The sequence below is a fragment of the Enterobacter sp. UPMP2061 genome (assembly GCF_053709615.1).
On sequence record NZ_JBSKJP010000001.1, the window covers coordinates 390,727 to 412,802 of the forward strand.

A 22,076-nucleotide genomic window follows, 5' to 3' on the forward strand; every position below is an offset into this window, starting at 1 on the left:
TCCCGCGCTTAGCCAACGACCAGATTCAGCAGTTTACCAGGTACGTAGATCACTTTACGTACGGTAAAGCCCTCAAGGTATTTCGCGACCAGATGCTCCTGGCTTGCGCGCTCGCGAACCTGTTCTTCGGTTGCGTCGACCGCGACGGTAATTTTACCGCGCACTTTACCGTTAACCTGCACCACCACCAGCGTGGTGTTTTCCACCATAGCGGATTCATCCGCCACTGGCCACGGCGCGTTGTCGATATCGCCTTCGCCTTTCAGCTCCTGCCACAGGGTGAAGCTAACGTGCGGCGTGAACGGGTTAAGCATGCGAACGACCGCCAGCAGCGCTTCACGCATTAAGGCGCGATCCTGCTCGCCGTCCTGCGGGGCTTTCGCCAGCTTGTTCATCAGTTCCATAATAGCCGCAATTGCGGTATTGAAGGTCTGACGACGACCAATATCATCGGTGACTTTCGCAATGGTTTTATGAACATCACGACGCAGCGCCTGCTGATCTTCGCTCAGTGCAGCCACGTTCAGCGCTGGCGCATCACCCTGAGAGGTGTGCTCGTACACCAGTTTCCAGACGCGTTTCAGGAAGCGGTTTGCCCCTTCAACGCCGGATTCCTGCCATTCCAGCGTCATATCTGCCGGGGAGGCGAACATCATGAACAGACGCACGGTGTCAGCGCCGTAACGCTCAACCATTACCTGCGGGTCGATACCGTTATTTTTCGACTTGGACATCTTGCTCATGCCGGTATACACCAGTTCATGACCTTCGGCGTCTTTCGCCTTCACGATACGGCCTTTCTCGTCGCGCTCCACAATCGCATCAACCGGAGAAACCCAGTTACGCTCGCCGTTCGCGCCAACGTAGTAGAACGCATCTGCCAGCACCATACCCTGACACAGCAGCTGTTTTGCCGGCTCGTCGGAGTTGACGAGGCCTGCGTCACGCATCAGTTTGTGGAAGAAGCGGAAGTAGAGCAGGTGCATGATGGCGTGTTCAATGCCACCGATGTAGATGTCTACCGGCAGCCAGTAGTTTGCTGCATCGGAATCCAGCATGCCTTCTTTGTACTGCGGGCAGGTGTAGCGCGCATAGTACCAGGAGGATTCCATAAAGGTGTCGAAGGTGTCGGTTTCACGCAGCGCTGGCTGACCGTTGACGGTGGTTTTCGCCCACTCAGGATCGGCTTTGATCGGGCTGGTGATGCCGTCCATGACCACGTCTTCCGGCAGGATCACCGGCAGCTGATCTTCCGGCGTTGGCATCACGGTGCCATCTTCCAGAGTCACCATTGGGATTGGCGCACCCCAGTAACGCTGACGGGAAACGCCCCAGTCGCGCAGACGGTAGTTCACTTTACGCTCGCCCACGCCCAGGGAGGCCAGCTTGTCGGCGATGGCGTTGAAGCCTTCTTCGAAGCTCAGGCCGCTGAACTCACCGGAGTTAAACAGGGTGCCTTTTTCAGTCAGCGCTTGCTCAGAGAGATCGGGCTCAGAGCCGTCAGCGGCAAGAATAACAGGCTTGATGGTCAGGCCGTATTTGGTGGCAAATTCGTAGTCGCGCTGGTCGTGACCCGGCACGGCCATCACTGCGCCTGTGCCGTATTCCATCAGTACGAAGTTGGCTGCCCAGACAGGGATCGCTTCGCCCGTCAGCGGGTGAATGGCTTTAAAGCCGGTATCAACGCCTTTTTTCTCCATCGTCGCCATGTCGGCTTCGGCCACTTTAGTATTGCGGCATTCGTCGATGAAGGTCGCCAGTTCCGGATTGTTTTCTGCCGCTTTCTGCGCCAGCGGGTGACCTGCGGCCACGGCCAGGTAGGTCGCGCCCATGAAGGTGTCCGGACGGGTGGTATAGACGGTCAGGGTCTGGTCGTAGTTCTCAACGTTGAAGGTAATTTCCACACCTTCGGAACGGCCGATCCAGTTGCGCTGCATGGTCTTAACGGTATCTGGCCAGTGGTCCAGATTATCCAGATCGTTCAGCAGTTCGTCAGCGTAGGCGGTGATTTTGATAAACCACTGCGGGATCTCTTTACGCTCTACTTTGGTGTCGCAGCGCCAGCAGCAGCCGTCGATAACCTGTTCGTTCGCGAGAACGGTCTGGTCATTCGGGCACCAGTTAACGGCAGAGGTCTTCTTGTACACCAGGCCTTTTTTATACAGCTCGGTAAAGAATTTCTGCTCCCAGCGGTAGTATTCCGGGGTACAGGTTGCCAGCTCGCGACTCCAGTCATAGCCAAAGCCCAGCATTTTCAGCTGGTTTTTCATGTACGCAATGTTGTCGTACGTCCACGGAGCCGGTGCCGTGTTGTTTTTCACCGCCGCGCCTTCAGCAGGCAGGCCGAACGCATCCCAGCCGATAGGCTGAAGAACGTTTTTGCCCAGCATACGCTGGTAGCGCGCAATCACGTCTCCGATGGTGTAGTTACGCACGTGGCCCATGTGTAGTCGACCAGAAGGATAGGGAAGCATCGACAGGCAGTAATACTTCTCTTTGCTCTCGTCTTCGGTTACTTCAAAGGTGCGCTTCTCGTCCCAGTGTTGCTGGACTTTTGATTCTATCTCTTCCGGGCGGTATTGCTCTTGCATGGCAGCCAGTGGTCCTGTGTTCAATACAGCTACAAATGTAGCCAATGGATGTGGTAATTCAGATCCGCATAGCATAGCCCAAACGCCCGCGTCAAAACAGCCTTTCACGCAAATGCACTTTGCAGGAATTTACCGGGTCTGTGCTTCACCTGACAAAGCGGCGGCGAAATAAGGTCTATTATTAGAGACAGTTACTTACCCGGGAGGCAAAATGATGAACAAGGTTGCTCAATTTTACCGTGAACTGGTAGCGACTCTGACGGAACGGCTGCGTAACGGCGAGCGTGATATCGACGCGCTGGTCGAACAGGCACGCGCACGCGTGACGCAAACGGGTGAGTTAACGCGAACCGAAGTGGAAGAGGTGACGCGCGCCGTGCGCCGTGACCTGGAGGAGTTCGCGCGAAGCTATGAAGAGAGCCAGGACGAGATCGCCGACAGCGTTTTTATGCGGGTCATCAAAGAGAGCCTGTGGCAGGAGCTGGCGGATATTACCGATAAAACTCAGCTGGAATGGCGTGAGGTGTTTCAGGATTTAAACCACCACGGTGTCTATCACAGCGGCGAAGTAGTGGGGTTGGGGAACCTGGTGTGTGAGAAGTGCCACCACCATATCGCCGTTTATACGCCGGAGGTGCTGTCGCTGTGTCCGAAGTGCGGGCACGACCAGTTCCAGCGTCGGCCATTTGAGCCGTAGGTAAAAGCAAAACTGTTTGCACCCTCTCCCTGTGGGAGAGGGGCGGGGTGAGGGCATCAGGCCGCAGAATAATAAGGCAGCCGCTCCGCCAGCAAATCCACAAACGCTTCCCGATCGATATCCACCATTACCGTGGTATTCGGCTTGTTTCCCGTCAGCGAGTAATAGTCCACCACCGTCATTCCCTGGGTATATTTCCCCTGTGTTTCCACACCAACCCAACGCTCGACCGTGGTAAACATTTCCGGCTTCAGCAGCCAGGCGATGGTGCATGGGTCATGCAGCGGGGCGCCGTGGAAGCCCCACTTCTCGGCTTTGTGATACTCCATAAAGAAGTCGAGCAGCTCGGCCACGGTCGTTGCAACCGGGTTGCCCACGGCGCGGAAGCGTTCAATATCGTCTGTCATAATCTGTGCCCGATGCGTCACGTCCAGCCCCGCCATCACAATCGGCAGGCCCGACTGGAAGACGATTTCCGCGGCTTCCGGGTCAACGAAGATGTTGAACTCTGCTGCTGGCGTCCAGTTCCCCAGCCCCATTGCCCCGCCCATGATGACGATACGGGCGATGTTGCTGTGCAGTTCAGGATGGCTGTTCAGCAGCAGCGCAACGTTGGTCTGCGGGCCGGTCGCCACCAGCGTCACGGGCTCTGCGCTCTCACGCAGCACCTTCGCCATGAGCTCGACGGCAGTGCAGTTTTGCGGTGCGAAATTCGGCTCCGGTAGCGCCGGGCCATCCAGCCCACTCTCACCGTGAACATTATCCGCAATGATCAGCTCGCGCATCAGTGGCTTAACGGCGCCACCTGCGACCGGAATATCGGTGCGTTTCAGCAGCGTCAACATGCGCAACACGTTTCGCAAGGTTTTATCCGGCGTCTGGTTCCCGGCGGAGGAGGTGACAGCTTTTACGTCCAGTTCAGGGGAAGCAAGAGCAAGGACGAGTGCGATCGCGTCATCATGACCCGGATCGCAGTCGAGAATAATTGGCTGTGCCATAGCGTTCTCCATTCTCAGCATTATTTGTGACAAGGTTAACGCTGCGATGTGACGCCGAATAGAAAAAGAGATCTAAAGCGTGAAGCAGTGCGCAATCCGCAGATTGCGCACTAAAAAGATTAATGCAGGATTTTGGCGAGGAAGTCTTTTGCACGTTCAGATTTAGGATTTGCGAAGAACTCTTCTTTTGGTGAGTCTTCAACAATTTTCCCTTCATCCATGAAGATCACGCGGTTGGCCACTTTACGGGCGAAGCCCATTTCGTGCGTCACCACCATCATGGTCATCCCTTCGTGCGCCAGCTCCACCATGACGTCCAGCACTTCGTTGATCATCTCAGGGTCGAGCGCGGACGTCGGCTCATCAAACAGCATTGCCACCGGATCCATGCACAGCGCACGCGCGATTGCCACACGCTGCTGTTGGCCGCCCGAAAGCTGGGCCGGGAACTTATTCGCATGCGCAGACAGCCCGACGCGTTCCAGCAGCTTCAGCCCCTTTTCGCGCGCCGCTTTTTTGTCGCGCTTCAGCACTTTGACCTGCGCCAGCGTCAGGTTCTCAATGATGGACAGGTGAGGGAACAGCTCAAAATGCTGGAACACCATCCCTACGTGAGAGCGAAGCTGGGCAAGGTTGGTTTTGCGGTCATTTACTTTGGTACCGTTAACGACAATCTCGCCCTGCTGGACAGGTTCCAGCCCATTAACGGTTTTGATAAGCGTCGACTTACCGGAACCGGACGGGCCGCATACCACCACCACATCGCCTTTTTTCACTTCCGTTGAGCAGTCGGTCAGCACCTGAAAGTGCCCATACCATTTAGAAACATTTTTCAGGGAAATCATTATACCGTCCTTTTCTTCAGCCAGCTGACCAACAGCGATGCGCTTAAACTAATCACAAAATAGACCCCGCCCGCGAAGAGGATCATCTCAACCTGCGTTCCGTCACGTTCGCCAATGGTGGAGGCGGTACGGAAGAAGTCTGCCAGACTCAGCACGTAGACCAGGGAGGTATCCTGGAACAGGACGATGCCCTGCGTCAGCAGCAGCGGAACCATGGCGCGAAACGCCTGCGGCAAAATAATGAGCTTCATGGACTGCCAGTGCGTCATACCGAGCGCCAGCGCAGCGCTGGACTGCCCGCGAGAGATACTCTGAATACCTGCGCGGATGATCTCTGAGTAGTAGGCGGCTTCAAACATGGAAAACGCCACCATGGCAGAGATCAGGCGGATATCGGTCTTTGGCGACAGTCCCAGTACGTTCTGTAAAAAGCCGGGAACAATCAGATAAAACCACAGCAGCACCATGACCAGTGGAATGGAGCGGAATACGTTAACGTAAGCCGTGGCAAACCAGGCGAGCGGCTTAAAGCTCGACAGGCGCATCACTGCCAGCAGGGTGCCCCAGACAATACCGACGATAATGGCGATAACGGTGATCTTTAAGGTGATTGCCAGTCCATCCAGCAGATAGGGCATGGAGGGAACAATGGAACTCCAGTCAAAATCGTACATTTATTTGCCCCCCAGATTGCCCGGCAGGCGTACTTTGCGTTCAACCAGGTTCATCACCAGCATGATGAAAGCGTTAATCAGAACATAGGCGAGCGTGATCGCCGTGAAGGATTCCCAGGCGTGAGCGGAGTAATCCAGCAGTTTGCCCGCCTGTGCCGCCATATCCACCAGACCGATGGTTGAGGCGATAGCCGAGTTTTTTACCAGGTTCATCATCTCGGACGTCATCGGCGGAACGATGACGCGGTAAGCGTTAGGCAGCAGTACGTAACGGTAGGCCTGGGGCAGAGTCAGGCCCATTGCCAGTGCCGCATTCTTTTGCCCGCGCGGCAGTGACTGTATGGCGGCACGTACCTGCTCGCAGACGCGCGCAGCGGTGAACAGCCCCAGACACAGCATAGAGGAGACAAAAAATTGTACGTTAGGATCCAGCTCGGCCTTAAACCACATGCCGAGATCTTCCGGCAGCAGTTCCGGGATCACCAGATACCAGGTAAAGAACTGCACGATCAGCGGAACGTTACGGAACAGTTCCACATAGAGCGTGCCAATCGAAGAGAGAAAACGGTTAGGGACGGTACGCAGAATACCGAACAGCGAACCGACAAGAAACGCGATAATCCACGCCGTTATCGATAACGCAACGGTAACCTGAAAGCCGCTCCACAGCCAGCCGAGATAGGTGGTGTTGCCGAACGGGGCTTGTTGCAGAAAGATGCCCCAGTTCCAGTCAATTGACATAGTAAACTCCAGAAAAAAAAGGGTAGCAGCGCTACCCTCGAAGATTGGTGAGAAGCTCAATTTTTGCGCTGAGTGGGGAACGACCACTCAACGTATAGTCTGTCCATGCTTCCCGACAATCGAGAGGGCAGGAGATCCCGCCCCTGTCGTTCTAATTAGTTAAGAGCTTTGTCGTTTGGTGATTTGAACAGCGCTTTCATGTCGTCAGACAGTTCAAAGTTCATGTTCAGGTTTTTTGGTGGAATTGGGTTCTTGAACCATTTGTCGAACCATTTTGCCGCTTCGCCGGAGGTTTGCGCCTGAGCGATGGTGTCATCGATCAGTTTCTTGAAGTCCTCGTCACCTTTACGCAGCATACAGCCGTAGGCTTCTTTCGACTGGGCGGTACCGACGATTTCCCAGTTGTCTGGTTTCTTCGCTTTCGCGCGTTCGCCCGCCAGCAGGGCGTCATCCATCATAAACGCGACAGCACGGCCGCTTTCCAGGGTACGGAAGGAGTCGCCATGGTCTTTCGCGCTGATGATGCGCATGTCCATTTTCTTCTCGTCGTTCAGCTTGTGCAGCAGCACTTCGGACGTGGTACCGGAGGTCACGACAACCGCTTTGCCTTTCAGGTCAGCAAAATCTTTGATGTCGCCGCCTTTCTTCGTCAGCAGGCGGGTGCCCACAACGAAGATGGTGTCCGAGAAAGCGGCCTGTTTCTGACGTTCAAGGTTGTTGGTGGTTGAGCCACATTCAAAATCAAATGTGCCGTTTTGCAGCAGAGGAATACGGTTCTGTGAAGTGATGGGGATCAGCTTCACTTGCAGGTCAGGTTTGTTCAGCTTTTTCTTCACGGCTTCAACGATGGCGTTGGAGTAATCCTGTGAATAGCCCACGACTTTTTGCGTGTTGTCGTAGTAAGAGAACGGGACAGAAGATTCACGGTGGCCGACCACGATCACGCCGTTTTTGGCAATCTTGTCGAGAGTGCTTCCTGCTGCCGGAGCGTCTTCAGCGTGGACAACCCCCGCAGACATTCCCATAACCAGCATTGCTGTGGCCAGTTTACGTAATTGCATACCCAACTCCTTTCTTATCAGCGCCAGTGACGCATAGATACCCATTGTGATGTTGTTATATCTCGCGCAATGCGAGTGCAGTGTTATGCAAGCTTGTTAACATTTAGTCTGGCTTAATGTAAAGATTTTGCTGCGTTATTGTTTATTTTTGCGAAGCGCGCCGCACCATTCAGAGGCAATAATCCCTCGTTGCACCGTTTCGGTGCTACCGATGATCTACGCTGGTGCGACAAAGTTGCACGTTAAGCCAGACAGCGTTGATATGAATAAACAAAGCAACAGGCGTGCCAGAATTGAAGTTTGGGAGGAAATTGTCGGGTGGGGGCGGCGGAGAGTAGGCCGGGTAAGGCGTAGCCGCCACCCGGCAACAGAAGGTAAGGTTATTTACGACGCTGACGCAGGCTCATCAGTACTGCGCCAAAGCCGAAGAGCAAGGTCAAAATCCACAGCGGCCAGTTCCCGGTGCGCGCGTAAGGCGTAAGCCCGGTAGTTGGCGTGACGTTAGTAGTCAGCACCTCACGGGTAAATTGCGGGATCATGGCCTGGATTTCACCCTGCGGACCAATCACGGCGGTAATGCCGTTATTGGTGCTGCGCAGCAACGGACGTGCCAGCTCCAGAGAACGCATTCGCGCCATCTGGAAGTGCTGCCACGGGCCAATCGATTTACCGAACCACGCATCGTTTGAGATGGTCAGCAGATAGTCGGTGTCCGGGCGGAAATTATCGCGCACCTGCTCGCCGAGGATAATCTCGTAGCAAATGGCGGCCGTCAGGGCAAAACCGTGCGCATGCAGCTGCGGCTGAACGTAAGGGCCCCGGCTGAATGAGGACATCGGCAAATCAAAGAACGGTGCCAGTGGGCGCAAAATAGACTCCAGCGGAACAAATTCGCCAAACGGTACAAGGTGGTTTTTGTTGTAGCGATTGGTGGAGGTATAGCTGTATTCGCTGTCCTTACCGAGCGTAATGATCGTGTTGTACGTGTCATAGCGGTTCTGCTGATTGAGACGCGCATCCACAATTCCGGTGATCAGCGTACTGCCGCGCGCGCGCAGCAGATCGTCCATCATCTTCAGGAAGGGCTGCTGATTGATCTCCAGGTCCGGGATCGCAGACTCAGGCCAGATGATGAGCTGCGATTTGCCCATCACCTTTTCAGTGGCGTTGGCGTAGATTTTCAGCGTGTTCAGCAGCTGATTCTCATCCCATTTCAGGGACTGCGGGATATCGCCCTGTACCAGAGAAACCTGCGTGGCGCGCGCGGGCTCCAGCGTAAACCACTGGATATAACGCAGCGGGAAGGGCAGGGCAAACAGGATCAACGCGGCAACCAGCGGCTTCCAGTTACGTGTCACCAGAGCCAGCACCAGAAGGCCGCTGACCGCCATGAGCAGGAAGTTGATCGCCTCCACGCCCATGACCGGGGCCAGGCCTTTCAGCGGGCCGTCTACCTGGCTATAGCCGAACTGCAACCACGGGAAGCCGGTCAGTACCCAGCCGCGCAGAAATTCGGTGATTTGCCAGACAACGGGTGCCGCTATCGCCACGCGCAGCCAGGTCGTTTTTGGCCACAGGCGAGACAGGATGCCCGCGAACAGGCCGGTGTAGAGTGAGAGATAGGCGGCGAGCAGCACAACCAGGAAGACGTTAACCGGCCCCGGCATTCCGCCAAATTGCGCGATACTGACGTAGACCCAGTTGATACCAGAGCCGAACAGCCCCAGCCCCCAGAAGTAGCCAATGGCCGCGGCCTGTACCGGACGACGGTTCAGGGTAAGACCCTGTAGCCCCATCAGGGAGAGAATAGCGGCCGGCCAGATATCGTAAGGAGAAAAAGCCAGCGTACCGCTGGCTCCGAGTAACAGCGCCAGCAGCAAACGGACGCGCTGGCGTTCAAAGAGTGGGGCAAATGCCATTTACATTAATCTTCCAGTTTTGGCACCGGTGAGTCGTCCGGCATTCTGACGTGAACCTGAATAATACGTCGGCTGTCAGCCATTGCGACCTTGAACTGGTAACCATCGATGTCAACGGTTTCACCGCGGGCCGGAAGATGGCCGAAGGCCTGCATCACCAGACCACCAATGGTGTCCACTTCTTCATCGCTGAAGCTGGTGCCAAAGGTATCGTTGAAGTCTTCAATGGAGGCCAGCGCGCGCACGGTCCAGGTGTGGCGGCTCAGCTGACGGAAGTCGATATCCTCTTCTTCGTCATACTCATCTTCGATTTCGCCCACGATCAGCTCAAGGATATCTTCGATTGTGACCAGACCGGAAACGCCACCAAATTCATCAATAACAATCGCCATGTGATAGCGCTGGGAGCGAAACTCCTTCAGCATCCGATCCACACGTTTACTTTCCGGCACAACCACGGCCGGGCGTAACACCTTTTCCATACTGAAGGCTTCGGCATCGCTGCGCATAAACGGCAGCAGATCTTTCGCCATCAAAATCCCTTCAATGTGATCTTTGTCTTCGCTGATGACCGGGAAACGTGAGTGAGCCGATTCGATAATCACATCGAGGCACTCGTCCAGCGTCTGGTTGCGTTTCAGGGTAATCATCTGCGAGCGGGGGATCATGATGTCGCGGACGCGCTGGTCGGCGATGTCCATAACCCCTTCGAGCATTTCGCGTGTATCTTCGTCGATAAGGTCGTTCTGCCCGGAATCACGAATCAGCTCCAGCAGTTCATCACGGTTTTTCGGTTCGCCGTGGAAAAGCTGGTTCAGAATGAGGGAGAAAAATCCCTTTTTAGTGGTTGTCGTGTCGCTACTGTGTGAATTGTCGTCGCTCATGGCGTTTGTTAAGGGTTCTCTTGTTAGTTCAATGTTAACCGCCGCGCTATGTCCCTGCGCGGCGGCATGGTAGTCAGTGACTGACTATTCTTTCTCGGCAATGTACGGATCCTCATAGCCCAGAGCAAGCATTATCTCTGTCTCGAGGGATTCCATCTCTTCCGCTTCGTCATCTTCAATATGGTCGTAACCCAGAAGATGCAGGCTACCGTGCACCACCATGTGTGCCCAGTGCGCTTCCAGCGGCTTTTGCTGCTCTTTGGCTTCCTGCTCAACCACCTGACGGCAGATGATCAGATCGCCCAGCAGCGGCATCTCAATGCCCGGAGGGGCTTCGAACGGGAAAGAGAGCACGTTGGTCGGCTTATCTTTCCCGCGGTAGGTCAGGTTGAGCTCATGGCTTTCTGCTTCATCCACCAGGCGAATCGTGACCTCTGATTCTTCCTGAAACTGGGGGATAACGGCATCCAGCCATTTCTGAAACTGTGCCTCTTCTGGCATGTCGGAATTATCTTCACAGGCCAGCTGTAAATCGAGGATCACCTGACTCATTTCTGTTCATGCTCCTGCGCTTCGCGCTTACGTTCTGCGGCCAGTTCGGCCCTGCGCTTCTGATCTGCCTCTTCCCAGGCCTCATAAGCGTTAACGATACGCGCGACGACCGGATGGCGTACCACGTCTTCACTGTGGAAGAAGTTAAAGCTGATTTCCTCTACCTCGGCCAGGACTTCGATGGCGTGACGCAGACCCGATTTGGTGTTACGCGGCAGGTCAATCTGGGTGACGTCACCGGTGATAACCGCTTTCGAGTTAAAGCCAATACGCGTCAGGAACATCTTCATCTGTTCGATGGTGGTGTTCTGGCTCTCATCCAGAATGATGAACGCGTCGTTAAGCGTACGGCCACGCATGTAGGCCAGCGGAGCAACTTCAATCACGTTACGCTCGATGAGCTTTTCAACTTTCTCGAAGCCGAGCATTTCGAACAGCGCGTCATACAGCGGACGCAGGTAGGGATCTACTTTCTGACTCAAATCACCCGGCAAGAAGCCCAGTTTTTCACCGGCTTCAACAGCAGGGCGGGTCAGCAGGATACGGCGGATCTCCTGACGCTCGAGCGCATCAACCGCAGCGGCAACCGCCAGATAGGTTTTACCCGTACCCGCCGGGCCTACACCGAAGGTGATGTCGTGGTCGAGAATGTTGGCGATGTACTGCGCCTGGTTCGGGGTACGAGGCTTAATCACGCCGCGTTTAGTTTTGATGTTGATGGCTTTGCCATAGTCCGGCACGCTCTCCGCGCTCTGCTCAAGCACGCGCGCCTCTTTAATGGCCAGGTGGATCTGTTCAGGTTCAATATCCTGGATCTCACCGCGCATCGGGGCGGTATCAACATACAGGCTGCGGAGAATATCCGCCGCGGCGTTGACGCAGATTGGGCGTCCGGTGAGTTTGAAATGGTTATCGCGACGATTGATTTCGATACCCAGACGTCGCTCAAGTTGTTTGATGTTGTCATCAAACGGCCCGCACAGGCTCAGCAGGCGAGCGTTGTCTGCTGGCTCAAGGCTAATTTCACGCGTATCTATGTTCAAACTGTTCCTCTTTGAGTAGTTAACTGACTCGCCGCCACACGGCGTAATAAAACGGTCATTACCGAAATTATTCACGCCACACAATAAAGGCGCAAGCGTTGCGGTAGATATTGGGGGTGATGAGAGGAAATACAAGGCCTGCCGGACAGGCAGGCCAGAAGGATCAAGGCTGGTAAATACCCACGCCAGAGTCGTTGACTTTGCGGGTGCGAGAGATAACGGATTCCGGAGTCTGTGCAATTCGCAGACCCATTTCGTCCTCAGTGCGTACCACCTTCCCGCGCAGCGAGTTCGTGAGTACTTCGACAATCTCGACGTCCACAAACTTACCGATCATGTCCGGGGTGCCTTCAAAATTCACCACGCGGTTATTTTCGGTTCGACCAGACAGTTCCATGACGCTCTTACGGGAGGTGCCTTCCACCAGAATACGCTGGACAGTACCGAGCATACGACGACTCCAGGCGTTGGCCTGCTGGTTGATACGCTCCTGTAGAATATACAGACGCTGCTTTTTCTCTTCTTCCGGCACATCGTCAACCATATCGGCCGCAGGGGTGCCCGGGCGCGCAGAGAAGATAAAGCTGTAGCTGACGTCGAAATTCACCTCGCCGATGAGCTTCATGGTGCGCTCAAAGTCATCAGCGGTTTCGCCAGGGAAGCCGACGATAAAGTCGGAGCTAATCTGGATATCCGGGCGCGCTTCACGCAGCTTGCGGATGGTGGACTTATACTCGAGCACCGTATGTGGACGACCCATCAGGTTCAGCACGCGATCAGAACCGCACTGGATCGGCAGGTGCAGGAAGCTCACCAGCTCTGGCGTATCGCGATAGACGTCAATAATGTCGTCGGTAAATTCCATCGGATGGCTGGTGGTAAAGCGAATGCGGTCGATGCCGTCAATCGCCGCCACCAGACGTAGCAGTTCAGCAAAGCTGCCGGTGGTACCGTCGTAGTTTTCCCCGCGCCAGGCGTTCACGTTCTGACCCAGCAGGTTCACTTCACGAACGCCCTGCGCGGCAAGCTGCGCGATTTCAAACAGGATATCGTCTGCCGGGCGGCTCACTTCTTCACCGCGGGTGTAAGGCACCACGCAGTAAGTACAGTATTTGTTGCAGCCTTCCATGATGGAGACGAAGGCGGTCGGGCCATCAGCGCGCGGCTCTGGCAGACGGTCAAATTTCTCGATCTCCGGGAAGCTCACGTCAACCACCGGGCTACGGCTGCCGCGAACCTGATTAATCATCTCTGGCAGGCGGTGCAGGGTCTGAGGGCCAAAAACGATATCCACATAGGGGGCTCTCTGGCGGATCAGCTTACCTTCCTGCGATGCGACGCAGCCACCCACGCCAATAATCAGGTCCGGATTTTTCCGTTTGAGAAGCTTCCAGCGGCCTAACACATGAAAAACTTTTTCCTGTGCTTTTTCACGAATTGAACAGGTGTTCAGCAGCAGCACATCGGCTTCTTTCGCATTTTCAGTCAGCTGGTATCCGTGGGTGGTATCCAGCAGATCGGCCATCTTCGATGAATCGTATTCGTTCATCTGACAGCCCCAGGTTTTTATATGGAGTTTTTTAGTCATCGACTTGCTCAGCTCAGGATTGCAAGCCGCGTATTGTAATGCTTTGGTGCGGTTGTGACCAGTATGAAGGTTGTCAACCTCAGGGCCGCAAAAATCCGGTAAACTTAAGGTATTCTTCAATAAGGAATAGTGACCATGACACTCCTGAACACCGAAGTTGCCGTTGTTGGCGGCGGTATGGTCGGCGGCGCACTGGCGCTGGGGCTGGCGCAGCAGGGATTTGACGTAACCGTTATTGAACAGGCGGCTCCGCCGGCATTCGATCCTGCCAGCCAACCGGACGTGCGTATTTCCGCCATCAGCGCGGCCTCTGTTGATCTGCTTCGCGGGCTGGGCGTCTGGGAGGCGGTGCTGGCGATGCGCGCGCACCCATACAGCCGTCTTGAAACCTGGGAGTGGGAAAATGCTCACGTGTCGTTTGATGCCGCCGAGCTGAAACTGCCGCGCCTGGGCTATATGGTGGAAAACAACGTGCTCCAGCAGGCACTCTGGCAGGCGCTGGAGGCGCACCCGAAGGTGACGCTGCGCGTTCCGGACTCGCTGAAAGCCCTGCATCGTCATGATGGCGGGTATCTCCTGACGCTGGACAACGACGATGAGCTGGCCGTGAAGCTGGTGGTGGGGGCGGATGGCGCGAACTCGCAGGTCAGGCAGATGGCAGGCATTGGGATCCATGCCTGGCAGTACCAGCAGTCCTGCATGCTGATCACCGTTCAGTCAGAAAACGCGCCGGGCGAAAGCACCTGGCAGCATTTTACGCCGAACGGCCCGCATGCATTCTTACCGCTGTTTGATAACTGGGCCTCGCTGGTGTGGTACGACAAACCGGCGCGCATTCGACAGTTGCAGGGGCTGTCCATGGATCAGTTGCAGCGCGAAATTCGCCAGCACTTCCCGAGTCGTCTGGGTAACGTGACCCCGGTTGCCGCCGGCGCATTCCCGCTGATGCGACGCCATGCGTTACAGTATGCCCGTGAAGGACTGGTGCTGGTGGGGGACGCGGCGCACACCATTCATCCGCTGGCGGGGCAGGGGGTGAATCTGGGATACCGTGACGTCGATGCGTTACTGGATGTGCTGGGTAACGCTCGCGCCCACGCGGAAGCCTGGGCCAGCCATCAGGTACTGAAGCGCTACCAGACGCGCCGTATGGCGGATAACTTCATTATGCAGTCGGGGATGGATCTGTTCTATGCCGGGTTCAGCAATGATGTTGGTCCGGTGCGTATAGTGCGCAATATTGGATTGATGGCGGCGGAGCGTGCCGGTGGTCTGAAGCGTCAGGCCCTGAAATATGCCCTCGGACTCTGATCTTTATTCCCTCTCCCCGTGGGAGAGGGTTAGGGTGAGGGCATCAGGCCGCACTATTCTGAGCAACAAAAACAAAAAAGCCCGCAGAGCGGGCTTGTTTGTTTTAAGTGGCTGGGGTGCAGGGATTCGAACCCCGGAATGCTGGTATCAGAAACCAGAGCCTTACCGCTTGGCGACACCCCAATTGCGTTAAACAAACTGCTTAACGACTTTAAAGTGGCTGGGGTACGAGGATTCGAACCTCGGAATGCCGGAATCAGAATCCGGTGCCTTACCGCTTGGCGATACCCCAACAATGTTCAGTTTACCGAATCGTATTCGATAACATAAATATGGTGGCTACGACGGGATTCGAACCTGTGACCCCATCATTATGAGTGATGTGCTCTAACCAACTGAGCTACGTAGCCAGTACTGCAATCTTCGATGGCTGGGGTACCTGGATTCGAACCAGGGAATGCCGGTATCAAAAACCGGTGCCTTACCGCTTGGCGATACCCCAATACCGCGGAGAACCGCATAATCGAAGAAATATGGCTGGGGTACCTGGATTCGAACCAGGGAATGCCGGTATCAAAAACCGGTGCCTTACCGCTTGGCGATACCCCATCCGTGCAACGCTTACTTGGGAATGGTGCGGGAGGCGAGACTTGAACTCGCACACCTTGCGGCGCCAGAACCTAAATCTGGTGCGTCTACCAATTTCGCCACTCCCGCAAAAAAGATGGTGGCTACGACGGGATTCGAACCTGTGACCCCATCATTATGAGTGATGTGCTCTAACCAACTGAGCTACGTAGCCATCTTTTTTTCGCGTTACCTTATCGGCGTTGCGGGGCGCATTATGCGTATAGACCCTTGCAGCGTCAACACCTTTTTCAATGAAAATAGCCGGAATGTGACTGTTTGGTTAGGTTGCGAACAGCGAGGCCGAATATTCGACAATTATTGGTTATTAATCGATTTTATGCGGAGAAAAGAGAGGCAAAAAAATCAGGCCCCGGAGGGCCTGATGATACTCTGAACATTATTTATAGGCAGACTGGTGAACGCCCACCGCGCGTCCTGACGGATCGTTCATCGCTTTGAATGATTCATCCCATTCAATGGCTTTAGCAGAAGAGCAGGCGACCGATGGGCCACCCGGTACGCACTCTGCTGCGCTTGGAACCGGGAACAGCTCCTCAAAGATCTCACGGTACAAATACGCTTCTTTCGAGGCTGGCGTGTTGTACGGGAAACGGAAGCTCGCAGTTTCCAGTTGTTGATCAGAAACCTGTTTCGCCGCCACCTCTTTCAGGGTGTCGATCCAGCTGTAACCCACGCCATCCGAGAACTGCTCTTTCTGACGCCACGCCACGCTCGCCGGCAGGTAGGATTCAAAACATTCTCGCAGGATATGTTTCTCCATTTTGCCGTTGCCGCACATTTTGTCCTGCGGGTTGATGCGCATCGCCACATCAAGGAATTTCTTATCGAGGAACGGCACGCGGGCTTCCACACCCCAGGCGGACATCGCTTTGTTGGCGCGCGCGCAGTCAAACATGTGCAGCGCCTGTAGCTTACGCACCGTTTCTTCATGCAGCTCTTTGGCGTTTGGCGCTTTGTGGAAATAGAGGTAACCGCCAAATACTTCGTCAGAACCCTCGCCGGAGAGCACCATCTTGATGCCCATCGCTTTGATCTTCCGCGACATCAAATACATCGGCGTGGAGGCGCGAATGGTGGTCACATCATAGGTTTCAATGTGATAGATCACATCGCGGATCGCATCCAGACCTTCCTGTACGGTGAAGTGAATTTCATGGTGCACCGTGCCGAGATGATTTGCCACTTCCTGGGCGGCTTTCAGGTCAGGTGCCCCTTCCAGACCCACGGCAAAGGAGTGCAGCTGCGGCCACCAGGCTTCAGAGCGCTCCTGATCTTCCACGCGACGTGCGGCGAATTTCTTGGTGATCGCGGAGATCACGGAGGAGTCCAGACCGCCGGAGAGCAGTACGCCGTAAGGTACGTCTGACATCAGGTGGCTTTTCACTGACTCTTCCAGGGCCTGACGCAGTTCGGCTTTGTCCGTCACGTTGTCTTTCACCGCCTCATAATCAAACCAGTCGCGCTGGTAGTACGGGCGGATCTCGCCGTCTTTACTCCAGAGGTAGCTACCTGCCGGGAACTCTTTGATGGTGCGGCACACCGGTACCAGGGCTTTCATCTCTGAGGCAACGTAGAAGTTGCCGTGCTCATCGTGTCCCATGTACAGCGGGATAATACCGATATGGTCGCGGCCAATCAGGTAAGCGTCTTTTTCGCTGTCGTACAGCGCGAAGGCGAACATACCTTGCAGATCGTCGAGGAACTCCGGGCCTTTCTCCTGATACAGCGCCAGGATCACTTCGCAGTCTGAGCCGGTCTGAAACGCGTAGCGATCGCCGTACTCGGCGCGCAGCGCCTGATGGTTGTAAATTTCACCGTTAACAGCCAGCGCGTGCGTTTTTTTCTCGTTATACAGCGGCTGTGCGCCAGCGTTGACATCAACAATGGAGAGACGTTCGTGAGCCAGAATCGCTTTATCGCTGGCGTATACGCCTGACCAGTCCGGACCGCGATGGCGCATCAGGCGGGACAATTCGAGTGCTTTTTTACGCAGTTCGCCCGCGTCAGTTTTAATATCCAGTACGCCAAAAATAGAACACATAACCTTCTCCGTTAACCCTGTTGCGTTGTGATGTTGCTTGCTTATGAAAATGCCGCAAAAGGGGGAGGGGGCGCAAGCGTTTTACCGATGAAAACGTAAAAAGTGCAATGGCGATTGCCGAATCTTAAAAAAAGAGTATGTCTTAAGCAATTCTATTGATGATTTCTCAATGAAGGGCTGATTTCGTTAGATGAAGTGATGTTTTCAGACGGCAGAAATGAAAAACCACGCCCTGAGGCGTGGTTCTGAATCAAATAACGTCGATTTCGTCGACAGAGGGGTAAATCCAGCTTGGCCGGAACGGCATCGTATCAATGTCATCAAGCTGTGAAACGCCAGAAAGCACCAGGATGGTTTCAAGCCCCGCCTGGAAGCCAGCCAGAATATCGGTACGCAGGTTGTCGCCCACAATGACGGTTTCTTCTGAGTGTGCCTGCATCGTATTCAGTGCGGCGCGGATGATCCACGGGCTCGGTTTACCGACAACAAACGGCTTACGACCCGAGATTTTTTCGATACCGGCGCACAGCGCACCGCAGGCGGGATAAAAACCACGACCGTGCGTGTCCGGGTTGGTGGCGATAAAACGCGCACCGTTGGCGACAAAGTAGGCTGCCTTATGCATCATCTCCCAGTTAAAGGAGCGCGTTTCGCCCACGATGACAAAGTCCGGGTTCACGTCGGTGATGGTGAAGCCCGCTTTATACAGCTCGTGGATCAGCGCACCTTCACCAACGACATAGGCTTTTTTGCCTTCCTGACGCTTCAGGAAATCCGCGGTCGCCATCGCAGAGGTATAGAACACGCTGTCCGGGACGTTGACGCCTGCGGTAGCAAAGCGGTTTGCCAGATCCTGACCAGTCTGTGAAGGGTAGTTCGTGAGAAGAACCAGTGGCATTCCTTTGTCGATGATGCGGTGAAGAAACTCCGCAGCACCCGGCACGGCAACGTTGTCGTGCATCAGCACGCCGTCGATATCACAAATTACATTCTTAATGGTCATGGACAATCCGACATCAAAAAAAGAAGGCGTTACTATAAGGTCCGATCAGGATTCCAGCAAATGTTGCAGCAGGATCCCGTTGAGCATGGCACGTTTTACCAGGGCGAATGCGCCAATTGCCGAGCGGTGATCGAGCGTAGATCGCACCACCGGCAAATTCTGGCGAAATGCCTTCAGCGCCTGGGTATTGATGCAGCCTTCAATGGCGGGCAGTAACACTTTTTCGGCTTCAACGATCTCGCCGGCAATCACCACTTTCTGCGGATTAAACAGGTTGATGGCAATGGCGATGGTCTTACCCAGGTGGCGTCCTACCTGTTCGATCACTTCGCAGGCCAGCGCATCGCCTTTGTTTGCCGCTTTGCAGATGGCACCGATCTTACAATCGTCCAGCGTGACGCGGCTCTGGTAACCCTGCTCCAGCAGATGGCGAACGCGATGTTCAATGGCGGCATTGGCGGCAACGGTTTCAAGACAGCCAAAGTTACCGCAGTGGCAGCGCTCGCCAAGCGGTTCCACCTGGATATGACCAATCTCGCCTACGTTACCGTTACGGCCAATAAAAATGCGGCCATTCGAGATGATGCCCGCACCTGTACCACGGTGAACGCGCACCAGAATAGAGTCTTCGCAGTCCTGGCTCGCACCAAAGTAGTGCTCCGCCAGCGCGAGCGAGCGAATATCGTGACCAACAAAGCAGGTCAGCTTGAAGCGCTTTTCCAGCGCCTCAACCAGCCCCCAGTTCTCTACCTTAATATGCGGCATGTAGCGAATAACGCCGCTTTCCGGGTCAACCAGGCCGGGCAAAATCACCGAGATGGAGATGAGTTCACGGATCTTGCGCTGACAGCTTTCGATAAACTGCGCAATGGTATTCAGTAACGCGTGTTCAAGCGTCTCCTGCGTGCGCTCAGGAAGGGGGTAGTGCTCTTCGGCAATGGCCTTGCTGCTCAGATCGTAGAGCGTAAGCGTGGTGTCATGACGTCCTAAGCGAACGCCAATGGCCTGAAAATTGCGGGTTTCCGTGACGATGGAAATCGCGCGGCGGCCCCCAGTGGAGGCCTGCTGATCGACTTCTTTGATCAGGCCGCGCTCAATAAGCTGACGTGTAATTTTTGTCACGCTGGCGGGAGCAAGCTGGCTTTGTTCGGCTATCTGAATGCGCGAGATTGGCCCGTGCTGGTCAATCAGGCGATAAACCGCCGCGCTGTTAAGTTGTTTAACGAGATCGACATTACCGATTTGAGCTTGTCCGTCTGGTGTCATACTTTTACTTACTCAGTGACGACCTCGTTACCATTAACGATGGTCTTAATAATTTTATAATCGTGTGTGAACGCCGTCAGGTTTGCAACCATACCTGGCGCAATACCGCCGAGCTGTTTATCGACGCCAATGGCGCGCGCCGGATAAAGCGTGGCCATGCGCAGCACTTCCTCAAGCGCGATGCCGCAATGTTCAACGAGGTTACGTACCCCTTCGATCATCGTCAGAGAAGAACCGCTCAGCGTGCCGTTCTCATCCACACACAGTCCATTCCGGTAGTATATTGTTTTACCAGCAAAAATGAACTGCTCAATATTCGCTCCTGCCGGAGCGGTGGCATCTGTTACCAGACAGAGCTTGTCACCTTTCAGCCGCTTGGCATTGCGGATGTTGGTGTAATCGACATGCAAACCGTCGGCGATAATGCCGCAGTAGACGTCTGGTTCATCCAGAATGGCGCCAACCAGTCCCGGTTCGCGGCCAGTAATATAGGGCATCGCGTTATAAAGGTGTGTGGCAAACGTAATGCCTGCGCGGAAACCGGCCTTCGCCTCTTTCAGCGTCGCGTTCGAATGACCCGCAGATACCACAATCCCGGCAGCGGCCAGTTTGCTGATAACGTCCGTGCCGGTCATTTCCGGGGCCAGCGTCACTTTGGCGATCACATCGGCATTGGCGCACATGTAATCCACCAGCTCGGCATCCGGTTTGCGCACGTAGTTTGGGTTATGGGTGCCTTTCTTGACCATATTCAGCCAGGGCCCTTCCAGGTGCAGGCCCAGCGCCTGGTTCGGATGCTTTGCCAGGTATTCGCGCATGACGCGGATACCCTGTTTCATCAGGTCATCGCTGCTGGTGATAAGCGTAGGCAGATAGCTGGTGCAGCCCGATTTCTCGTTGGCTTTTTGCATGATTTCCAGCGTTTCAACCGATACCGCCTCTGCGGTATCGTTAAACTGGACACCGCCGCAGCCGTTGAGCTGTACGTCGATGAAACCGGGGGAGATTACTGCTCCATTGAGGGAACGCTGTTCGATCTCCGGCGGCAGTTCTGCCAGCGGGCAAACACGTTCAATCAGGCCATTGGCGATTACAATCGCATGGTCATCCAGAATTTCATGGCCGGTATAAATCCGACCGTGGGTTAAAGCGTACATATCGACCCCCGGTTAAAAAAATCGACCGCCCCGGATATAAAGAGGCGGTTATTCAATTACAGACCTTTGATGTTCTCAGCTTCCAGCTCGTTGAAGTATTTCAGCGTTTTCACTTTCAGCTCCATGGTGGACGGTTCGTCACACACGACAACCGCTTTTGGATGCAGCTGTAAGCAGCTGATCGTCCACATATGGTTCACGTTACCTTCAACGGCAGCCTGAAGCGCTTGCGCTTTCACCGCGCCCAGCACCAGAATCATCACTTCTTCGGCATCCAGCAGCGTGCCCACGCCCACGGTCAGCGCGTATTTAGGCACCTGATTGACGTCGCCGTCAAAGAAGCGGGAGTTAGCCACGCGCGTATCATGGGTCAGCGTTTTAATACGGGTACGGGAAGCCAGTGAAGATGCCGGTTCGTTGAACGCGATATGACCATCGTTGCCTACGCCGCCCATAAACAGGTGGATTTTACCGTAGGAACGGATTTTTTCTTCATACTGACGGCATTCTGCGTCAATATCAGGCGCGTTTCCATTCAGCAGGTTAATGTTTTCAGCCGGAATATCAACGTGATCGAAGAAATTACGGTGCATAAAGCTGTGGTAACTTTCCGGATGTTCCTTCGGCAGGCCGACATATTCGTCCATGTTGAAGGTCACAACGTGTTTAAAGCTAACCTGGCCCGCTTTGTGCATTTCAACCAGAGCTTTATACGCGGTCAGGGGCGTGCCACCGGTTGGAAGACCGAGAACGAAAGGACGATCGGCTGTTGGTTTGAACGCGTTGATGCGGTTAACGATATGACGAGCAGCCCATTTTCCGACTTGTTCAGCTGTTGCCAGGGGAATCAGTCTCATTATTCACCTCTAAAGTTTAAGTAAAAGTGGGCGGATGATTAGTGCAACCTGAACTAAGCGTAACCTGGAACCTTTCAGGCCGGATCAATCCGTCTTGATTTTTTGAATGATAAAATAAGTTTTCGTCGTTAGCCAGTGAAAGGGAGGGTTTAATACGATATTTGGTGACAATAATCACAAAAAATAGGTGTTTAATT

At 54.6% G+C, this 22,076-nt stretch carries 18 protein-coding genes and 7 tRNA genes; 2 read left to right on the plus strand and 23 right to left on the minus strand.

All coding sequences use genetic code 11. The features are described 5' to 3' along the window. Positions 1-8: 8 nt before the first annotated feature. Complete coding sequence (gene leuS / locus ACWKXX_RS01880) at positions 9-2,591, minus strand: leucine--tRNA ligase (protein ID WP_261666370.1); 2,583 nt, start codon at positions 2,589-2,591, stop codon at positions 9-11. A 214-nt stretch (positions 2,592-2,805) separates the two neighbouring features. Between leuS and ACWKXX_RS01885 the strand changes: the two genes are divergently transcribed. After that, positions 2,806-3,288 (plus strand): zinc ribbon-containing protein, encoded by a 483-nt coding sequence (locus tag ACWKXX_RS01885; protein WP_003858689.1) that lies wholly within the window; start codon positions 2,806-2,808, stop codon positions 3,286-3,288. Positions 3,289-3,344: 56 nt separating this feature from the next. On the opposite strand, the gene rihA is transcribed toward ACWKXX_RS01885, so the two are convergent. The 10 genes from rihA to miaB form a co-directional block, all read right to left on the minus strand. Then, complete coding sequence (gene rihA / locus ACWKXX_RS01890) at positions 3,345-4,286, minus strand: pyrimidine-specific ribonucleoside hydrolase RihA (RefSeq protein ID WP_023296115.1); 942 nt, start codon at positions 4,284-4,286, stop codon at positions 3,345-3,347. A gap of 119 nt (positions 4,287-4,405) precedes the next feature. Next, positions 4,406-5,131 carry an amino acid ABC transporter ATP-binding protein gene (locus ACWKXX_RS01895; protein WP_017382465.1) on the minus strand — a complete coding sequence of 242 codons (726 nt, stop codon included), beginning with the start codon at positions 5,129-5,131 and terminating at the stop codon, positions 4,406-4,408. Beyond that, the gene (gene gltK, locus ACWKXX_RS01900; protein WP_003858686.1) at positions 5,131-5,805 is read right to left on the minus strand and encodes a glutamate/aspartate ABC transporter permease GltK; all 675 of its coding nucleotides are present in this window, start codon (positions 5,803-5,805) and stop codon (positions 5,131-5,133) included. Before gltK ends, ACWKXX_RS01895 begins: the two co-directional genes overlap by 1 nt. After that, positions 5,806-6,546 carry a glutamate/aspartate ABC transporter permease GltJ gene (gltJ, locus tag ACWKXX_RS01905; RefSeq protein WP_015571133.1) on the minus strand — a complete coding sequence of 247 codons (741 nt, stop codon included), beginning with the start codon at positions 6,544-6,546 and terminating at the stop codon, positions 5,806-5,808. A gap of 155 nt (positions 6,547-6,701) precedes the next feature. Then, the gene (locus ACWKXX_RS01910) at positions 6,702-7,607 is read right to left on the minus strand and encodes an amino acid ABC transporter substrate-binding protein (RefSeq protein ID WP_003858681.1); all 906 of its coding nucleotides are present in this window, start codon (positions 7,605-7,607) and stop codon (positions 6,702-6,704) included. A 380-nt stretch (positions 7,608-7,987) separates the two neighbouring features. Then, positions 7,988-9,526 carry an apolipoprotein N-acyltransferase gene (lnt, locus tag ACWKXX_RS01915; RefSeq protein ID WP_017382463.1) on the minus strand — a complete coding sequence of 513 codons (1,539 nt, stop codon included), beginning with the start codon at positions 9,524-9,526 and terminating at the stop codon, positions 7,988-7,990. 5 nt (positions 9,527-9,531) lie between these two features. Continuing rightward, positions 9,532-10,410 (minus strand): CNNM family magnesium/cobalt transport protein CorC, encoded by an 879-nt coding sequence (corC, locus tag ACWKXX_RS01920; RefSeq protein ID WP_003858679.1) that lies wholly within the window; start codon positions 10,408-10,410, stop codon positions 9,532-9,534. An 84-nt stretch (positions 10,411-10,494) separates the two neighbouring features. Beyond that, a complete protein-coding gene (ybeY, locus tag ACWKXX_RS01925; RefSeq protein ID WP_023296118.1) occupies positions 10,495-10,962 on the minus strand; it encodes an rRNA maturation RNase YbeY in 468 nt (155 codons plus the stop codon). Further along, the gene (locus ACWKXX_RS01930; protein WP_003858674.1) at positions 10,959-12,005 is read right to left on the minus strand and encodes a PhoH family protein; all 1,047 of its coding nucleotides are present in this window, start codon (positions 12,003-12,005) and stop codon (positions 10,959-10,961) included. The genes ybeY and ACWKXX_RS01930 overlap by 4 nt, the downstream gene beginning before the upstream one ends. Before the next feature lie 163 nt (positions 12,006-12,168). Continuing rightward, a complete protein-coding gene (gene miaB / locus ACWKXX_RS01935) occupies positions 12,169-13,593 on the minus strand; it encodes a tRNA (N6-isopentenyl adenosine(37)-C2)-methylthiotransferase MiaB (RefSeq protein ID WP_015571130.1) in 1,425 nt (474 codons plus the stop codon). 135 nt (positions 13,594-13,728) lie between these two features. Between miaB and ubiF the strand changes: the two genes are divergently transcribed. Further along, entirely contained in the window at positions 13,729-14,904 is a 1,176-nt protein-coding gene (gene ubiF / locus ACWKXX_RS01940) for a 3-demethoxyubiquinol 3-hydroxylase (protein ID WP_015571129.1), read from the plus strand. A 108-nt stretch (positions 14,905-15,012) separates the two neighbouring features. Here ubiF and ACWKXX_RS01945 read toward each other — a convergent pair. The 12 genes from ACWKXX_RS01945 to nagB form a co-directional block, all read right to left on the minus strand. Continuing rightward, positions 15,013-15,087, minus strand: a tRNA-Gln gene (locus ACWKXX_RS01945). A gap of 34 nt (positions 15,088-15,121) precedes the next feature. Then, positions 15,122-15,196 (minus strand) — tRNA-Gln (locus ACWKXX_RS01950). A 41-nt stretch (positions 15,197-15,237) separates the two neighbouring features. Beyond that, positions 15,238-15,314 (minus strand) — tRNA-Met (locus tag ACWKXX_RS01955). A gap of 17 nt (positions 15,315-15,331) precedes the next feature. Next, positions 15,332-15,406, minus strand: a tRNA-Gln gene (locus ACWKXX_RS01960). A gap of 32 nt (positions 15,407-15,438) precedes the next feature. After that, positions 15,439-15,513: transfer RNA gene (locus tag ACWKXX_RS01965), tRNA-Gln, on the minus strand. A gap of 23 nt (positions 15,514-15,536) precedes the next feature. Then, positions 15,537-15,621: transfer RNA gene (locus tag ACWKXX_RS01970), tRNA-Leu, on the minus strand. An 8-nt stretch (positions 15,622-15,629) separates the two neighbouring features. Further along, a tRNA-Met gene (locus ACWKXX_RS01975) sits at positions 15,630-15,706 on the minus strand. A 225-nt stretch (positions 15,707-15,931) separates the two neighbouring features. Next, entirely contained in the window at positions 15,932-17,596 is a 1,665-nt protein-coding gene (gene asnB, locus ACWKXX_RS01980; RefSeq protein WP_015571128.1) for an asparagine synthase B, read from the minus strand. A 250-nt stretch (positions 17,597-17,846) separates the two neighbouring features. Beyond that, positions 17,847-18,599 carry a ribonucleotide monophosphatase NagD gene (gene nagD, locus ACWKXX_RS01985; protein WP_003858667.1) on the minus strand — a complete coding sequence of 251 codons (753 nt, stop codon included), beginning with the start codon at positions 18,597-18,599 and terminating at the stop codon, positions 17,847-17,849. 45 nt (positions 18,600-18,644) lie between these two features. Further along, positions 18,645-19,865, minus strand: coding sequence for a DNA-binding transcriptional regulator NagC (gene nagC, locus ACWKXX_RS01990; protein ID WP_261666369.1), 1,221 nt, complete (start codon positions 19,863-19,865; stop codon positions 18,645-18,647). 8 nt (positions 19,866-19,873) lie between these two features. Then, positions 19,874-21,022, minus strand: a complete 1,149-nt coding sequence (gene nagA, locus ACWKXX_RS01995; RefSeq protein ID WP_045328931.1) for an N-acetylglucosamine-6-phosphate deacetylase — start codon at positions 21,020-21,022, stop codon at positions 19,874-19,876. A 56-nt stretch (positions 21,023-21,078) separates the two neighbouring features. After that, on the minus strand, positions 21,079-21,879 hold the full coding sequence (gene nagB, locus ACWKXX_RS02000) for a glucosamine-6-phosphate deaminase (protein ID WP_003858663.1): 801 nt from the start codon (positions 21,877-21,879) through the stop codon (positions 21,079-21,081). Between the last annotated feature and the right edge of the window lie 197 nt (positions 21,880-22,076).

Bases quoted from the DNA above. Each gene is read 5' to 3' on its own strand.
- leuS (WP_261666370.1), bottom strand. From the start codon at position 2,591: ATGCAAGAGCAATACCGCCCGGAAGAGATAGAATCAAAAGTCCAGCAA.
- ACWKXX_RS01885 (WP_003858689.1), top strand. From the start codon at position 2,806: ATGAACAAGGTTGCTCAATTTTACCGTGAACTGGTAGCGACTCTGACG.
- rihA (WP_023296115.1), bottom strand. From the start codon at position 4,286: ATGGCACAGCCAATTATTCTCGACTGCGATCCGGGTCATGATGACGCG.
- ACWKXX_RS01895 (WP_017382465.1), bottom strand. From the start codon at position 5,131: ATGATTTCCCTGAAAAATGTTTCTAAATGGTATGGGCACTTTCAGGTG.
- gltK (WP_003858686.1), bottom strand. From the start codon at position 5,805: ATGTACGATTTTGACTGGAGTTCCATTGTTCCCTCCATGCCCTATCTG.
- gltJ (WP_015571133.1), bottom strand. From the start codon at position 6,546: ATGTCAATTGACTGGAACTGGGGCATCTTTCTGCAACAAGCCCCGTTC.
- ACWKXX_RS01910 (WP_003858681.1), bottom strand. From the start codon at position 7,607: ATGCAATTACGTAAACTGGCCACAGCAATGCTGGTTATGGGAATGTCT.
- lnt (WP_017382463.1), bottom strand. From the start codon at position 9,526: ATGGCATTTGCCCCACTCTTTGAACGCCAGCGCGTCCGTTTGCTGCTG.
- corC (WP_003858679.1), bottom strand. From the start codon at position 10,410: ATGAGCGACGACAATTCACACAGTAGCGACACGACAACCACTAAAAAG.
- ybeY (WP_023296118.1), bottom strand. From the start codon at position 10,962: ATGAGTCAGGTGATCCTCGATTTACAGCTGGCCTGTGAAGATAATTCC.
- miaB (WP_015571130.1), bottom strand. From the start codon at position 13,593: ATGACTAAAAAACTCCATATAAAAACCTGGGGCTGTCAGATGAACGAA.
- ubiF (WP_015571129.1), top strand. From the start codon at position 13,729: ATGACACTCCTGAACACCGAAGTTGCCGTTGTTGGCGGCGGTATGGTC.
- asnB (WP_015571128.1), bottom strand. From the start codon at position 17,596: ATGTGTTCTATTTTTGGCGTACTGGATATTAAAACTGACGCGGGCGAA.
- nagD (WP_003858667.1), bottom strand. From the start codon at position 18,599: ATGACCATTAAGAATGTAATTTGTGATATCGACGGCGTGCTGATGCAC.
- nagC (WP_261666369.1), bottom strand. From the start codon at position 19,865: ATGACACCAGACGGACAAGCTCAAATCGGTAATGTCGATCTCGTTAAA.
- nagA (WP_045328931.1), bottom strand. From the start codon at position 21,022: ATGTACGCTTTAACCCACGGTCGGATTTATACCGGCCATGAAATTCTG.
- nagB (WP_003858663.1), bottom strand. From the start codon at position 21,879: ATGAGACTGATTCCCCTGGCAACAGCTGAACAAGTCGGAAAATGGGCT.